The organism is Mycolicibacterium sp. Y3, assembly GCF_051188035.1.
Lineage (GTDB): Bacteria > Actinomycetota > Actinomycetes > Mycobacteriales > Mycobacteriaceae > Mycobacterium > Mycobacterium fluoranthenivorans.
Window position 1 is genome coordinate 1,432,212 of the sequence record NZ_JAVQLT010000001.1, and the last position, 14,142, is coordinate 1,446,353.

The 14,142-nt window shown below is 57.2% G+C and carries 14 protein-coding genes; 8 read left to right on the plus strand and 6 right to left on the minus strand.

What is annotated here, in order from left to right; translation table 11 throughout:
- The first annotated feature begins 25 nt into the window (after positions 1 to 25).
- Positions 26 to 481 carry a helix-turn-helix domain-containing protein gene (locus QN239_RS07050; protein WP_499016629.1) on the plus strand — a complete coding sequence of 152 codons (456 nt, stop codon included), beginning with the start codon at positions 26 to 28 and terminating at the stop codon, positions 479 to 481.
- A 9-nt stretch (positions 482 to 490) separates the two neighbouring features.
- Here QN239_RS07050 and QN239_RS07055 read toward each other — a convergent pair whose 3' ends face one another.
- Together QN239_RS07055 and QN239_RS07060 are read right to left on the minus strand one after the other, a co-directional pair.
- Entirely contained in the window at positions 491 to 1,348 is an 858-nt protein-coding gene (locus tag QN239_RS07055) for a deaminase (RefSeq protein ID WP_499008987.1), read from the minus strand.
- Between the two features lie 55 nt (positions 1,349 to 1,403).
- Positions 1,404 to 1,796 carry a hypothetical protein gene (locus tag QN239_RS07060; RefSeq protein WP_499008989.1) on the minus strand — a complete coding sequence of 131 codons (393 nt, stop codon included), beginning with the start codon at positions 1,794 to 1,796 and terminating at the stop codon, positions 1,404 to 1,406.
- Between the two features lie 9 nt (positions 1,797 to 1,805).
- On the opposite strand from QN239_RS07060, the gene QN239_RS07065 reads away from it, so the two are divergent.
- Both QN239_RS07065 and QN239_RS07070 read left to right on the plus strand, forming a co-directional pair.
- Complete coding sequence (locus QN239_RS07065; protein WP_499008991.1) at positions 1,806 to 2,060, plus strand: hypothetical protein; 255 nt, start codon at positions 1,806 to 1,808, stop codon at positions 2,058 to 2,060.
- On the plus strand, positions 2,057 to 4,504 hold the full coding sequence (locus QN239_RS07070; protein WP_499008992.1) for an AAA family ATPase: 2,448 nt from the start codon (positions 2,057 to 2,059) through the stop codon (positions 4,502 to 4,504). The genes QN239_RS07065 and QN239_RS07070 overlap by 4 nt, the downstream gene beginning before the upstream one ends.
- Before the next feature lie 546 nt (positions 4,505 to 5,050).
- Here the strand turns inward: QN239_RS07070 and QN239_RS07075 are convergent.
- The gene (locus QN239_RS07075; protein WP_499008994.1) at positions 5,051 to 5,314 is read right to left on the minus strand and encodes a hypothetical protein; all 264 of its coding nucleotides are present in this window, start codon (positions 5,312 to 5,314) and stop codon (positions 5,051 to 5,053) included.
- Between the two features lie 132 nt (positions 5,315 to 5,446).
- On the opposite strand from QN239_RS07075, the gene QN239_RS07080 reads away from it, so the two are divergent.
- Positions 5,447 to 5,938 (plus strand): hypothetical protein, encoded by a 492-nt coding sequence (locus QN239_RS07080; protein ID WP_499008996.1) that lies wholly within the window; start codon positions 5,447 to 5,449, stop codon positions 5,936 to 5,938.
- A 475-nt stretch (positions 5,939 to 6,413) separates the two neighbouring features.
- Here the strand turns inward: QN239_RS07080 and QN239_RS07085 are convergent, their stop codons facing one another.
- The 3 genes from QN239_RS07085 to QN239_RS07095 all read right to left on the minus strand — a co-directional run bounded on the left by QN239_RS07085 (position 6,414) and on the right by QN239_RS07095 (position 9,717).
- Positions 6,414 to 6,716: a hypothetical protein gene (locus tag QN239_RS07085; protein WP_499008999.1), complete on the minus strand. Its 303-nt coding sequence runs from the start codon at positions 6,714 to 6,716 to the stop codon at positions 6,414 to 6,416.
- A 53-nt stretch (positions 6,717 to 6,769) separates the two neighbouring features.
- Positions 6,770 to 8,338 (minus strand): hypothetical protein, encoded by a 1,569-nt coding sequence (locus QN239_RS07090; RefSeq protein ID WP_499009000.1) that lies wholly within the window; start codon positions 8,336 to 8,338, stop codon positions 6,770 to 6,772.
- Between the two features lie 608 nt (positions 8,339 to 8,946).
- Positions 8,947 to 9,717, minus strand: coding sequence for a hypothetical protein (locus tag QN239_RS07095; protein WP_499009002.1), 771 nt, complete (start codon positions 9,715 to 9,717; stop codon positions 8,947 to 8,949).
- A gap of 457 nt (positions 9,718 to 10,174) precedes the next feature.
- Between QN239_RS07095 and QN239_RS07100 the strand changes: the two genes are divergently transcribed.
- The 4 genes from QN239_RS07100 (at position 10,175) to QN239_RS07115 (ending at position 14,135) form a co-directional block, all read left to right on the plus strand.
- Positions 10,175 to 10,654 carry a very short patch repair endonuclease gene (locus QN239_RS07100; protein WP_499009004.1) on the plus strand — a complete coding sequence of 160 codons (480 nt, stop codon included), beginning with the start codon at positions 10,175 to 10,177 and terminating at the stop codon, positions 10,652 to 10,654.
- A 28-nt stretch (positions 10,655 to 10,682) separates the two neighbouring features.
- Positions 10,683 to 11,759, plus strand: coding sequence for a DNA cytosine methyltransferase (locus tag QN239_RS07105; protein WP_499016631.1), 1,077 nt, complete (start codon positions 10,683 to 10,685; stop codon positions 11,757 to 11,759).
- A gap of 362 nt (positions 11,760 to 12,121) precedes the next feature.
- Entirely contained in the window at positions 12,122 to 12,745 is a 624-nt protein-coding gene (locus QN239_RS07110) for an NgoMIV family type II restriction endonuclease (RefSeq protein WP_499009006.1), read from the plus strand.
- A 227-nt stretch (positions 12,746 to 12,972) separates the two neighbouring features.
- A protein-coding gene (locus QN239_RS07115) for an IS3 family transposase (protein WP_499008985.1) occupies positions 12,973 to 14,135 on the plus strand; the annotation gives its coding sequence in 2 pieces (ribosomal slippage) (positions 12,973 to 13,257 and positions 13,260 to 14,135; 1,161 coding nt in all).
- The last annotated feature ends 7 nt before the right edge of the window (positions 14,136 to 14,142 follow it).

A 14,142-nucleotide genomic window follows, 5' to 3' on the forward strand; every position in this document is an offset into this window, starting at 1 on the left:
TGCTCGAACATATGTTCTAGTCTTGGTGCGCCTACGTGAATCTCTTTCAAGCAACGATTCTGCGTTCGCAAAACTGGTCCGCCAAGGCCAGCCTGGCCTGACCACGGAACCCGGATTGTCGCAGCTCAACAGGGAAAAACTGCGCCCATACCGCCAGCTGTCTGCCGACGATTTGAAAGAGCTCGCGACGTTGTACGAGGCAGGTGAAAGCATGGCAAAACTGGCCCAAAAGTTTGAATGCCATCGCCATACCATCATGCGGGCGCTCAAAAACGCGGGTATCGAGATCCGTCCGCAGAAGCGCATGACGCCTGACCTGGTTGCTCAGGCGACGTTGCTATACGCCAGTGATTACACGCTCGAAGATGTCGGAAAGCTGTTCGGGCTCGAGGCCAGCACGATCGGCAAGGCGCTGAAACGATCCGGCGTCACGCTGCGTCCGCCGGTAGCGGATAGGTGGCACTTTCGAGATGGGTGCTGAATGTGGCAGTCAGGCTGGCTGAGCCGAAGCGAGCCGTACTTCCCATTGGATCGTCACTGACACGTTCCCGGTGCCGCCGTAGTCGGCTGTTGGCTCAATAGCCTTCACTTTGCAGAGGACGTAGCCGTCCGAATTCTGCATGACTCCGATGGACCCGATCTCGATTCTGGCTGACGTGTTTCCGAAGTCGAGGGCGCCAGGATCATCGATCTCATTGAACTGATTGGCGTATCGGGCGAGAGCGACGACGCCAGGGACTCCAGCATTCAGGTATATGGCGGACGCGCCGCAGTTGGACCACCTTGTCTGCCATGACGGAGAGCTGTCGTCGTTGTCTGCGCTGATGATGAAACGTCCACCGTTCGTCGTGAAGTCGAACTTGGCTCCCCCGCTCATGCCGGTGCCTTCGGTGAATACGCGAGAGAAGTCCTGATTTGCCTGGCGTGCTTCTTCGCGAAGGTCAGCAGGGAAGTCCTTCAGCTCGATGACGTGGTCGCGCAGGTACTTCCAGCCCAGTCGGTTCACTTGCGGGTTGGGATCGTACTGGCCGATGTGTACCGCGGCGAGGCCTGCTTCCGAGATGAGTTGCGCGCAAGGTACACGTGAAGTCCTCGAATTCGCGCACGGTTCGAGCGTCACGTAGATCGTTGCACCTCTGATGTCCAAGCCATCATCAGCTGCTTTCCTAAGCGCGACCTGCTCGGCGTGTAAGCCCTTGATCTCGTCTTTGTAGCCAGTCGCCAGGACACGATCGCCCTGTGCGATGACTGCCCCGACTCGCGCACTCGTTGGTGATTGGCGTGCAACTTGGATCGCCTGCGCGGCGAAGCTGCGTTCTTGATCATGTTGTGCTTCTTCGCTATTCATTCATCTCCAAATATGCACTGAGTAGTTCGCGCGGTCAACACCCTATGCGGTTGACCTAAGCAGCGCGATCATGCCCTGCGTTCCGAAGTTCATCCAAGGCCATCGCTACGAAGACCTTGGCGAGCATTTTGATATCCGGCTCCGTACGCGTGATCGCTCGGACTGACACGCATCCGCCCTTCGGTGTATACGACCGACGCCGCTCATCGCGCAAGAGTTTGGCGTATGCCCGGCCGGCGCACTGGGGGAGTGCCGGGTCGAGCGCATGGACGTTGTGTCGATGCTCGACGAGTTGGGCCTCGGTCTTGTCCGACGCGAACTGGAAGTACTTGTGCAGTGCCAGTTGGTCCGAGGGACTCATGTACGAAAATGCGTTCTGCTCGATGAGCCACAGCTCTTTAAGTTGGTGATGGTGGTGTAGGTAGGTGGATGTATTGAGTCTTGGCATGACTTCATCATGCCGGACGAAAAAAACTTCTCAATGCAACGCAACCCTGTCATAATGACGTTCAATAGACCAGGAGGATACGGGTTAACAATGACGCCGCTTGAAGAACAAATAATTGAAGAGTACAAAGCTGGACTGATTGGCGAAGGCATCGCTGAACAAATAGTCGAGACTCTGGTCGATGGTTTTGGTGCGGAGAAGATGCCGTCCGCTGACTCCATTGCATCACTAATCAAAGACCACACCGGAGATTCTGTAGCGTGATAAAGATCTTAAGCATCCAGATCGAAGAGTTCCGTGGTATCCGTCAAATCACACTGCCCTTCAATGGAAATTCGTTTGTGATTCACGGGCCAAACGGCTCTGGGAAAAGTGGTGTGGTCGATGCCATTGATTTTGTACTGACTGGGAGCATCGCACGGTTGTCGGGTGAGGGTACAAAAGGTGTTTCCGTAGCTAAGCATGGCCCCCACGTTCATCGGCGTGACGATCCAGCGTCAGCAAAAGTAACTCTCGAATTCAAGGATACTAGTTCTGGTCAGGTCGCGACTGTATCTCGATCCGTCAATAAGCCCGACTCTTTTGTGTTGAACCCAGACACCGAAGCCACGCGCGCAGCAATTAATCAAGCAGCGCTTCATCCCGAACTGACTCTATCGCGACGCGAAATCATTAAGTATATCGTTGCCAAGCCTGCTGAGCGTGCGCAGCAGGTTCAGTCACTTCTGAAGCTCGATAGGCTTGGAGAATTCAGAAAGATCCTGAAGACTACGCAGGGCAAACTCTCGTCGGACCTTAAAGCCCGCAAAGAGGAGCGCGAGACGGCGGAGAAGTCCTTCATGGGTCATCTGGATATATCGAGTCTACTTGTGAGCGAGATCGGGCGAGAGACTAACGCTCGTCGGTTAAAGCTTGGACTGACCGAGATTTCGGACATCTCAATCGATACCGATTTCGCAGATGGCTTGGGTGATCAGAGTGCATCGGTGCCTTACAATCTTAAGACGGCGCAACGTGAAGTAGATGAACTCGGTTCTGTGATCAACGGATTCGTCAACCTCGACACGAAAAGAACTACGCTTCGGGACGTGCTACTGGAACTACAATCCAACCCGAATCTGCTGGACACTCTCCGTCATCGTTCGTTAGTACAGCAAGGTCTGCAAAGTCTCGGAACGAACGCATGCCCTCTATGCGACAAGGAGTGGCCAAGTGTCGAAGCACTTCGTGGTCACCTTGAGGTCAAATTAGAACAATCAACGGCTGCGCAAGTTGTAAAGAGCCGAATCACTTCGGCAGCACAAGATTACCGTGCAGACCTTAATGAGCTTGCAGACCTCGTGCAACGCGTGATTCCAGTTGCACAGGTCGAAGGTGGTGATGAACTCCACCACAGGTTGGATTCATGGCTACAGCAGCTGCGTGCTCATACTGGGCAACTTAGAGAATTCGATGACATCATCACGCTCGTGGAGGCGCTGGAGATCAGGCCATATGGCACACCTGACAATTTGAGTGATGCGATCACAGATCTCGCTGAAAAATTGGCGAACAAGCCGGATCTATCCGAGATAAACGCTGCTCGCTCATTTCTCACGGTGGCAAAAGACCGTTGGGGACGAGTGCGAGTTTCGCGCGCGAGCGAAACCAAAGCGGACGCGGCACATATCGCCGGGAAGAAGATTTACGACGGCTTCTGCGAACGCGCCGACAGTGCGCTAACGGCACTTTACGAGGCAGTTGAGTCAGATTTCAGCACCTACTATCGAAAAATCAATGCTGATGACGAGTCAGGGTTCAAAGCAGCGTTAGTACCTCAAACCGCGAGCCTCGAGCTTTCGGTGGACTTCTACGGGATCGGAATGTTCCCTCCGACGGCATACCACAGCGAGGGCCATCAAGACGGAATGGGGGTGTGCCTCTATCTCGCACTTGTGAAACGCCTGCTTGGAGGCGAATTTAGCTTCGCTGTATTGGACGATGTTGTCATGTCAGTCGATGTCAATCACCGCCGGCAGTTCTGTGCACTCCTTCGCGAAGAATTTCCCGACGTCCAATTCATCATAACGACCCACGATCCAGTCTGGGCGCGCCAGATGCAAACCGCTGGTCTCATCACTTCAAAAGGTCAAGCACGATTCTATGGATGGAACGTCCACGATGGTCCACTGATCGACCAAGGCGACGTGTGGGAGAAGATCGAGGCTGATCTTCAGCGCAACGATGTGCCGGGTGCAGGCCATAAGTTGCGACGATGGCTTGAAGCAGCGTGCGCTGACATCGCTGGCCAGATCGGCGGTCAAGTGGCTTATCGTGGCGATAACAACTATGCATTGTCAGACTTTCTTGGTGCAGTCAAGGGCCGATATAATAAGCTCCTCAAGAAAGCTTCAGAATCTGCGGAGTCCTGGAATGATGATTCGGCTAGAGAGAAAGTCGCGAAACTAAAGGAGCGGTGGGCGGTTACGATTCCTGAGCAAGCCGCGGAAAATTGGATGATCAATCCAGTTGTGCACAACAATGATTGGGCTAATGTCTCGGTGGCCGACTTTCGACCCACGCTGCAGAGCGTTCAGTCGTTCTTGGACCTGTTCACTTGCGAGAACACGGCTTGTGGCGGGTGGATATATGTAGTGGGCTACCCGGAGGAAGAGATGCTGAGATGTGGCTGTGGAACATACATGCTCAATCTAAAGAAGAAAAAGTGACGTTCACGCGCCCCTAGCGTTGCGCACCGACCCAGCGGTACGTACCAACAGGGGCCAGGTTGTTGTGTAGAAAGCTACGAAAGGTTGTACCGATACGCAACGACCCTAATGAGATTCAAACAGCTACAACAGAGGTCAGGGTGCTTTCGGGCTATTGAGCCCGTAGCGCTGACATGTATCGATGACATACAAAAAGCCGGCACATTGCTGTGCCGACCTCTGTAATGACTAGTCCGAACATGTGTTCGAATCTTGGTGCTCCTTCGCGAAGCGCTTTCAGGGCCGGCACATCGATGGTTGAGCTCGGCAAAAAGTTTGAATGCAATCGCCAAACCGTCGCCCGCCAGCTGAAAGCGGCAGGCGTGGTCTTGCGCGAACAGAAGATCCGAACGCCTGCCTTCAATCGCCGTGCACGGGCACTGTACGAGCAAGGCAACTCACTTGAGGAAAGTCCGCAGACGTGCTCGGCGTCCGGGCCACCACGATCAACAGGGCAGTGAGGGCGGCGGGAGGGCAGCGTCGTCCGCAGGGTCGGCGGATGAAGACTTAGGCCGCTCGGTCGTCTTCGTCCGCGCGCTTCATATCATCGACTGCCATCTGCCAGAAGATCTTGGCCAGCATCCGAACGTCGGGTTCCGGCCGCGCCAACGCCCGCACGGTAATGCGGTGCCCGCTTGGCGAGAGGCTGTATCCGACCGGAGCTTTCTCGCCAGTTTGGTCGGTGACGCCGGCAGTCCAGGCGGTGACGCCACCGCCTGGACCATCCTCCGGGCTCGCGCCTTTGCCGGAGGTGGCCTTGCCCGCCCGCAACGACGAGAACCTCTACCCGCTGGTTGAAACCGGACCATTCGAGTAGACCTCTACTCATGTCCAAAGACTGAAACCGTGATGCAGTGGTGCTGAGTGATCTCGGAACCGACACCAATTCTACGGAGGATGCCCATGACTACTGAAGAAGTTTCCATGACTGTTGTGGATAAGGTCGTGCTTAAATTCGTTGAACAGCCGACAGAGCTGATCACAAGTGTGGCCCCATTGGACAAATCTGATTACACGAAGTTGCCCGATGAGTTATTTGGGGATATCTCCCCTTCGGAACGGATCGTTGTGTCGAAGACGTTCATCTTTCCGGGTGTGCATGTTGGAGACGTCACGGTGAGTGACGCCGCGCTGGTCCTATTCCGCGATAATGGAGTAATGCGATTTACGGCCAATGTCAGGGCCAGTGAGCAGCATCACCAATTGCTGATTAAGGCGTTCGACCTCCTTCAGGCCAACGGAGCGGCCATTTGGACATCGCCTTCGTTTTGGCTTAGACCCCTCCCCTCAGCTGACGGCATGTGGCGTGGGTTCCTGATCGAGACGTCATATCCGGCATACATGTACGATCAGGTGAACTCCGTGACACGGACTATCAAGGACGTTGAAGATTAATTGATCGCGACAGTCCGTGAAGCGATTTCCGATGTTTGTCGACCTAATGGTGACGGCTTAGTAATGTGGCCAATCAAAAATTACCGATTGCCTGTGGCGTGTTCCCCGTGATTGAGTTCAGCCGGCTTTAGAGTCCTGTGGCCCGAGGTCGGGTCGGAAGGGACGATGAAACACATCACTGGTCGCAAACGGCGTTCTGCGGAGGACATCGTGCGCAAGCCGCGCCGTGCGGACGCGCTGGCTGCCGAGGGCAGAGGGCGGTGAGGAGATTGCCGCCGAACTGGGTGTCTCGCCTGGGACGCCGTACAGCTGGCGGCGCACCTACGGCGGGATGGACGCCGACGCCGCCACGGAGCTGCGCGAGCAAATCACGCGCTGTGGCAACAGTGGGCGTGCGGTGGTATCAAGCGCGAGACGGCCTTGCGACCAAGTGGGACGTCACGCTTCCTTTACGGAGTGACACTTCATCACCGATTTACGGTGATGAAGCGCCTTCTGTTGCGCGAACGTCGGTCGCTTCGGTAGCTGGCTCTGCGCTCCACACCTTCGCCAGGAAAGCGTCGACAAGCTCGTCATTGACGGGTTGCCCGAGTCTCTCGGAGAACGCTCGGCGTATCTCAACGTCGTCAGGGATGGGGACGTCGAGCGACGGCATGGCGCCTGGGACGAAAATATGGATGTCGTGCTCGTCCGGGGGCGGGCTTTCTGTGAACTTGTCTACCTTATCGAGCAGCGTTTTCAAGACCTGGTGTGAGAGGCTGTAGATGGCGTTCGACATTTGTACTCTTCGCCGTTCAGGTTGTCTTGAAATGCGTTCATTCACGGACAGTGCTATGATACCACGCTTTTCGGTTCAAAACTACGGCGGATCCCCGATGCGACAAGCACTGATTTCACCCATCCAACTATGCATCGAATCAATATGACGAGATACAAGGGGATTACAACGCTGAAGAAGTAGTCGGTGGAGCTGACGTGCCCAGGTTGGGTGACGACGAAATACGCAACGATGGGAATCGGAATTATTCCGAAGAAGTAGCGCCAGAATTTCTCCTCATTGCTGAGGGTAGGTCTTTTTCGCCGTACGCCGTGTAAGAGAAGTAGCCCGGCGAGGATTGAAAATATGCACGTCAGACCGCCGAAGAAGCATCGAATGATGGCGGTGTTCTTCATGGTCGCAAGGTCGATACCGAAGCCTTGCGTGGCGAGCAGCAGTGCTACGTAAGCAGACATTGCAGAACTTGCCCATAGCGCCACTCGCGCGGTCAGTGGTGGCCGGATTGCGGCAGTCGGGTCGTTGCGCAACGGTAGGAGTGATGCGAGAACTGCGGGTGCGCCGGCAATAAGTGCGATTGCTCCGGTAGCTTGTACTTTTTGCGTTGACGAGTCAATAAACCAGCCGTGCGATAACGCCAGCATCAGCACGTATAGTATCCCGGCCATAACGAGTCCCATGATGGCGGTGTAGCCCTGGCTCCCTGGGGGAGACTCGAAGCAGTCAATAAAGAGGAAGTAGTTCTCGGACGACTTTGCCTGGGGACGGCTTCGGTCAAGCGGTACATATATGTGCCCGTCTGGGGTTCCGGAGCCACTGAACGTGTAATTTGGGATGGCGCGATGATTCTTTGGCTTCACTGAAATCCGTTTCAGGATGAAGCCGTCTGGCACCTCGAAATGAAAATGATAGCTGGCTGCAAAATGTAACAATTCGCTCTCGAATGTGTACCGATTTTGTCGCCAACCCATCGAAAGCCGCCACGTCGCGACCTTGTCGGTAGATGCCTCAAGGTGGGGAAAAGTGTTTGAGTATTCAATCGTGACCACTTCTCCGAGGCGCGCTTCGATCTCAGCGAACTGGATATACCGCGTCTGGATAGTGCGGGCAAGTGTCGCGGAGGCATCGGCGAAATATGGCTTCGTAGCGTCAAAGTTGGCCGGAATAAGCCGAGCCAGTAGTCGTCGCGTGAAGGCGTCGCCGTCCGTAAAGTTCAAGATGTTGACAGGCTCATGGGAACTACTGATGGTGAACCCCGAAAGAAGGGTTCCCTTCGGTAGGAACGCTATGGGCACGTAGAGTCGACATTTGTGGTCTGCCGTAGGGAGGTCGCGTCCAGGTAAGACGGAGTGTGCAAGGTCCAATGCGCTCGGGATACGAACCTCGTGTTTCACGCGATGAGCAAGATGGCGTTGGTGAGGCGTCAATGTCTCGGTGAGGCGAAGGTTCCAGCGAGGAAGGTCGCTGATCATGGCGATCGCAACTGCTTCTTGGATACGCTTGACGCGGCGTTCGAGTCCGTGATGCTGGTCCGCTGTCTGGATGTCTTTGCGATTCATGCCAGGGGGCGGCCGGTCGAAACGAGTCCTGAGCGTCCGTTCGATTCTCTGGATGGGGATCGTCATTCGAGCGAACGCTCCTCTGTGGGAGGGGGACTAGTAATGCGTGGATTGAAGCACTGCTGGCACCCGCTAGGTTGGCTGAAGGTCTGTCGGCCCTGATCGCTATCCAGTACTGGTCAATGTAGAGCATGGCCCCCAGTTGCTGGGCTATTCGTCGTCTGGAAGCCTGCGCCCCCTGCGTCATGCAATATCACGGATCGTGCGATGCCTGTGGAATCCAGCGGCCCGAGACAGGTCGCTAGTCCCCTTCTTAAGTGGAGGAAGGTCGGAGAGAGGGAACCACTCACCGCCGTATTGCCACTCTTCGTTGACGGCTATCAGGTCGCAGAATGGTCACAGGTGCATCTTTGGCAATATTGAAGGTGAATACGAACGTTACATTCCTTTCTGCCCTTCTTGAAACGCGTCATGTCGTAGACCTCGGGATAGGCCAGTGCGACGCGCTACGGACCTCCTAGAGGGGAAATACCAGCAGGTTTGGACTGCTAGTGGTGTAGCCGAATGGTCTTAGTAGTGAGACTTTCTCGGCGGTACGTGACGGGTCATGATGGCGGCTTGCAACTGATGGACCGGATTGCATCGTGCTGATGGCGGACCGGACCTACCTAGCCTCACGGCATGCACTCCTTTGGCAATGCAAGGGTGATCGCGGCGTGAGCCTCGATCGTTGCGGCAGCTTCGCCGCATTGCTTGATGATGGCGAATTGATTTGAGGTGCTAGTGCGCTCGTTGGCGAGTTTGTTGGCCGCGACCCCAAAGCCGAAGGCGCAGATCGCAAATGCAACGACGATGGCAATGGTCAGTTTTCCGGAAGTGGCTCTGCCGACGCGGAGACGTAGGACATGAACGACGGCGCGCTGCTGAGCACATTTCACCTCTGCCAGGATCTGGCTAGAACGGCTGAACGGGAGGTTCGGCTGGCGGTCGCCCAGTCGATACCGTTCGTAGGTCTTAGCAATCGTTCGTCGATGGGCGTCGTACTCAGTCAACGTCTGAAAGTCAGTGTCCTCGACGTGCCGCCTGTACACCTCTTTGACGATTGCGCGCTCTGCGTGGGACAAGGTCTGATTCTTGTCAGGGTCGAGGCCCATGACCACCGGAGCCACAGCGTGTGAGAAGCGCCATCCCATTGAGATTGCCAATATGAACATAAGCGTCAGTAGGGCCACGGCAACGACTGCCAACCAGAGCCAGCCCGATGGGATGGGAAACAGGTCGGTCGCGTGGCTGACACCGACGTAGCCAACCAAGAGCGTGGCGAGTGAGATCAGACCTTTGCCTGCTGCATCAGCTCGTTGGAAGATCTTGTCGCTGGTGGCTTTGGATGCGGCCCGGGCGTCGACTGCTTCTTGGGTGAGTGCGAGCCGCGCGGTTTCTCCCACGTCAACTGGTGTGGCTGACGGTGGGTTGGGCGTGACTCGACACATGTGTGTGCACAGCCCCTGCGATCGGCGGAGGGCATGCCGGGGGCGACCGACGCATCGAGGCACAGTCTGAGAGGTTCCGGAAGTTGTGCTGGTTGTCATAGCCGAACCGCATTCACTCCCTATTGCGCATTGCTGCGCACCGTCCGGTGCTCGGGGGCAGACGCCACTGGCCTGTAGTGGTCCATGGGAATCTAAATGAGGGGCGAATCGCCGCGGTCGTGAATCCCGCAGGCGACGGAAATTTCAAACGAACGGATGACAAGGCGTCGCTAGCGATTCGCCCGTCTATCACCCATTGTCGTGGAGAGGGACTGCCCGCAGTTTGGTGAACTCCTTGATGTGCTGTGCGTTGCGCTTATCGTGGCTAACTGACAATGTTTGGGACGTCGGTGCCCCTACGTAGAGTTGGGTAATGGGCGAGACGAAGCCTTCCGTTGCGCGACCATCTGCCGCTCGCTCCCGCAACATGGCGGCAGTCAAACGCGTGAACACGAAGCCCGAAGTGGCGCTTAGGTCAGCGCTCCACCTCGGAGGACTTCGCTTTCGCAAGGACTTCCCGGTCAGAGTTTCAACCACCCTCATACGACCAGACATTGTGTTTACACGAACCCGCGTGGCGGTGTTCGTTGACGGCTGCTTCTGGCACATGTGCCCTGACCACAGCACCATGCCGGCGACCAATGCAGAGTTCTGGAAGACAAAACTCGAAGGGAACGCAGCACGCGACGCAAAACAGAACCGCCTGCTAGTGGGCGCAGGCTGGTTGGTGGTGCGAATCTGGGAGCACGAGCCCGTGGATGACGCCCTCGAAAGGGTACGGCGTGCCGTCGACGGCCGCCGTTCGCACGAATGTGCTATGAATCCGCGCGCCGATGCCGCGTCCTGTCGGTGAACACCCGTAGGATTCGGACGTGCCCACTATGATCGACCTTTTCGCCGGTTGCGGCGGGATGACCAGCGGTTTTGTCGCAAAGAAGTTCACTCCGACCCTGGCGGTCGAGTGGGACCTCCACGCCGCCGCAACGTACGCCGCCAACTTCGGCGAGGATCACACTTTGTGGCGCGATATCGCCACCGTGAAAGCCCGCGAGATTCCGAAGGCCGACGTCGTGATCGGCGGCCCGCCATGCCAAGGCTTCTCCAATCTGGGCTCGAAGGACGTCAACGACCCGCGCAACCAGCTATGGCGCGAGTATCTGCGCGTCGTCAAGACGGCGAGCCCCAAGGTGTTCATCATCGAGAACGTCGACCGCTTCATGAAGAGCGCTGAGTTTGAACTCTTGCTGGCGGAAGCTGATCACGGCAGTTTGAAGGGATACACGCTGCGTGCCGGCCACTTGAACGCGGCCAACTTCGGCGTCGGCCAACGACGAATCCGCACGATCGTCATCGGTTCACGCGTGGGTCCTATCGAGCTCCCTGAAGCGACGCACGCGCGCCAGCCAGTACCCGGCAAGACGAAGCCCTGGGTAACCACCAAACGCCGAATCGGCAAGGTACCCGACGAAACAACCTCGACGCAGCTTCCGAGCTCAATCGTTGAATTCTTCGGCGAGCGGATTCCCGGCATATTCAAGGGCCTCGATATTCACCTCGGCAGAACGCCTACTCCACTATCACGCCAGCGATATGACCATGTGCCTCCTGGCGGGGGGCGCTTCGATGTTCCCGATCATCTGCTACCCCGCTGCTGGCGGGAAAAGCCTACGGGCACGACCGATGTTATGGGCCGCATGCGTTGGACGATGCCGTCCCACACAATCCGAACTGAGTTCTTCAAGCCAGAGAAGGGTGCCTACCTCCATCCGCAGTGGGATGAGGAGGGGCTCCATCGAGTCAACCGACCAATCACGCATTACGAAGCTGCACTGCTTCAAGATTTCCCGGAGAAGTATCTCTGGTGCGGGACAAAAATCCAGATCGCGAAGCAGATTGGAAATGCGGTACCGGTCGGACTTGCGAAGGCGCTTGCCACCCACGTCGAGCCGTACCTCTAACCGCTCGATCCTCCCTGAAGCGGCATACGGTCCTCCAGATAGGTAAACGAGCGCGTGCGGGGAAGCGGATTCCATAGCTTGCCCTAGATTTGGAGCATGCAACGCTGCACTAGGCGAATGACACGATGACTGCTCCCTTCGCTGCCGACCTTTGTGGATACCGTGCCAACTCGGGCCACCCGTCGACGTCAGATGGTTCTCAACGTGAGTCCGTCGAGTGGGGTCACGCTTTGTTTGACGAACTTGCAGTACCTCCTGGACAGCTAGAGCGCGCGAGTGTCGGGAACGCCGTCGAGGCCGCCGTCATCAGCCACCTGGCGCAGGTTCGCCCCGACCTCATAATTGCAGGTAACCGGCCAGCCGTGAGCTTCGACCAGTATCAGCATCTGGGCGTCACCACGAAGTTCTCTGCGACGTACAAGGGCGACCACACGGCACTACAGCAGGCTATTGACGTTGCTAGCGAGCTGCCAAAGAGCGCGGAGTCACGACAAGTCATCCAAAAGCTGCGGCGTGCCGCCAAACTTGCGCAGGATGACGACCAGCGTGTTCAGGGCTTGATCCGGACGATGCCGGAAGAGGCGCTCCTGAAACTTGATATCGCCATAACAGCCCCGGCGACTGCACAACGTCTGCTCGTTGGGGTTAGTTCGAAATGGTCCCTTCGCACCGACCGAGCACAAGACTGCATTGCGCAAGGCGGGAAGTTGGTCAATCTTCGTCGGGGACACATGCCCCACTACGCGGTACTTACCATGGAACCGCGACCATCCATGCTGAAGCTACTTGCCTACGGTTCCGGGTCACTCGATTGTGTCTACCACTTGGCACTTGATGAGCTTTTGCAAGCCGCGAATGTACTTGCAGTCAAAAAGAACAAGACGAAGTGGCCACCGAAGCTGCTCTTAGAACGCATGGTGGCTCAAGGCCGGATCCGCCCCTACTCAGCACTCGTGGATGAAGTCCTCCGGCTCCCGCACGAATAGCCGAATAGCCGGACACTTCGACTCCAACAGCGGCCGGCATGATCAGCGAGTGATCGCTGACGATGACGGTCTGTTCGAGGCCACCACCTTTCAGAACGCTGAACCTACGAAGCAGCGAGATGACGTTCGGGCCACAGCAATGCGCCGGACCAGGAACGGGTCTGCTGCACGAATAGGTGACATCTGAGTTGGCTTGCCCGGGACGGGTGAGCTGGAAGGATGTCCTTGTGCCCAGGCCCTACCCCCGAGAGTTCCGTGACGATGTTGTGCGGGTCGCTCGTAACCGCGATGACGGTGTGACGATCGAGCAGATCGCTACTGATTTCGGTGTGCACCCGATGACGCTGCACAAGTGGATTCGCCAAGCCGATATCGATGAGGGCACCAAGCCCGGGAAGAGCACCGGCGAGTCTGCGGAGCTGCGGGATGCGCGGCGGCGGATCAAGTTGTTGGAGCAGGAAAACGAGGTCCTGCGCCGGGCGACCGCGTATTTGTCGCAGGCCAATCTGCCGGGAAAAGGGTCTACCCGCTCGTGAAGGAGCTCGCCGCCGACGGGATTCCCGTCGCGGTGACGTGCCGGGTACTTAAGCTCGCCCGCCAGCCCTATTACCGCTGGCTGGACCAGCCGATCACTGACGCCGAACTCGTCGAGGCCTACCGCGCCAACGCCCTGTTCGACGCCCACCGCGACGATCCGGAGTTCGGGTATCGCTACCTGGTCGAAGAGGCCCGCGATGCTGGTGAGCCGATGGCCGAGCGGACCGCTTGGCGCATCTGCTCGCAGAATCGGTTGTGGAGCGTGTTCGGCAAGAAGCGCGGCAAGAACGGCAAAGTCGGGCCGCCGGTGCACGACGATCTCGTCGAGCGCGACTTCACAGCAGATGCACCAAATCAGTTGTGGCTCAGCGATATCACCGAACACCGGACCGGCGAAGGCAAGCTCTACCTGTGCGCAATCAAGGACGTGTTCTCCAACCGCATTGTCGGATACTCGATCGACTCCCGGATGAAATCCCGGTTGGCCACGACCGCGCTCAGTAGTGCGGTTGCACGACGAGGTGGAGTGGCCGGTTGCATTCTGCACAGCGACCGCGGCAGTCAATTTCGAAGCCGAAAGTTCGTTCACGCCTTGGGTCGTTACGACATGGTCGGCTCGATGGGCCGCGTCGGTGCCGCCGGCGACAATGCGGCCATGGAGAGCTTCTTCAGCCTCCTACAGAAGAACGTGCTCGATCGCCGCCGCTGGGCCACCCGCGAGGAGTTGAGGATCGCCATCGTCACCTGGATCGAACGGACCTACCACCGACGCCGACGCCAGGCCGGCCTCGGGCGCTTGACCCCGATCGAATACGAAGCGAGTATGACCACACCGGCCAGTCAGGCTGCGTGACCGCAAC

Coding starts and splice junctions, on each gene's coding strand:
- QN239_RS07060 (WP_499008989.1), bottom strand. CDS start 1,796: ATGCCAAGACTCAATACATCCACCTACCTACACCACCATCACCAACTT.
- QN239_RS07065 (WP_499008991.1), top strand. CDS start 1,806: ATGCCGGACGAAAAAAACTTCTCAATGCAACGCAACCCTGTCATAATG.
- QN239_RS07080 (WP_499008996.1), top strand. CDS start 5,447: ATGACTACTGAAGAAGTTTCCATGACTGTTGTGGATAAGGTCGTGCTT.
- QN239_RS07090 (WP_499009000.1), bottom strand. CDS start 8,338: ATGACGATCCCCATCCAGAGAATCGAACGGACGCTCAGGACTCGTTTC.
- QN239_RS07105 (WP_499016631.1), top strand. CDS start 10,683: ATGATCGACCTTTTCGCCGGTTGCGGCGGGATGACCAGCGGTTTTGTC.
- QN239_RS07055 (WP_499008987.1), bottom strand. CDS start 1,348: ATGAATAGCGAAGAAGCACAACATGATCAAGAACGCAGCTTCGCCGCG.
- QN239_RS07100 (WP_499009004.1), top strand. CDS start 10,175: ATGGGCGAGACGAAGCCTTCCGTTGCGCGACCATCTGCCGCTCGCTCC.
- QN239_RS07085 (WP_499008999.1), bottom strand. CDS start 6,716: ATGTCGAACGCCATCTACAGCCTCTCACACCAGGTCTTGAAAACGCTG.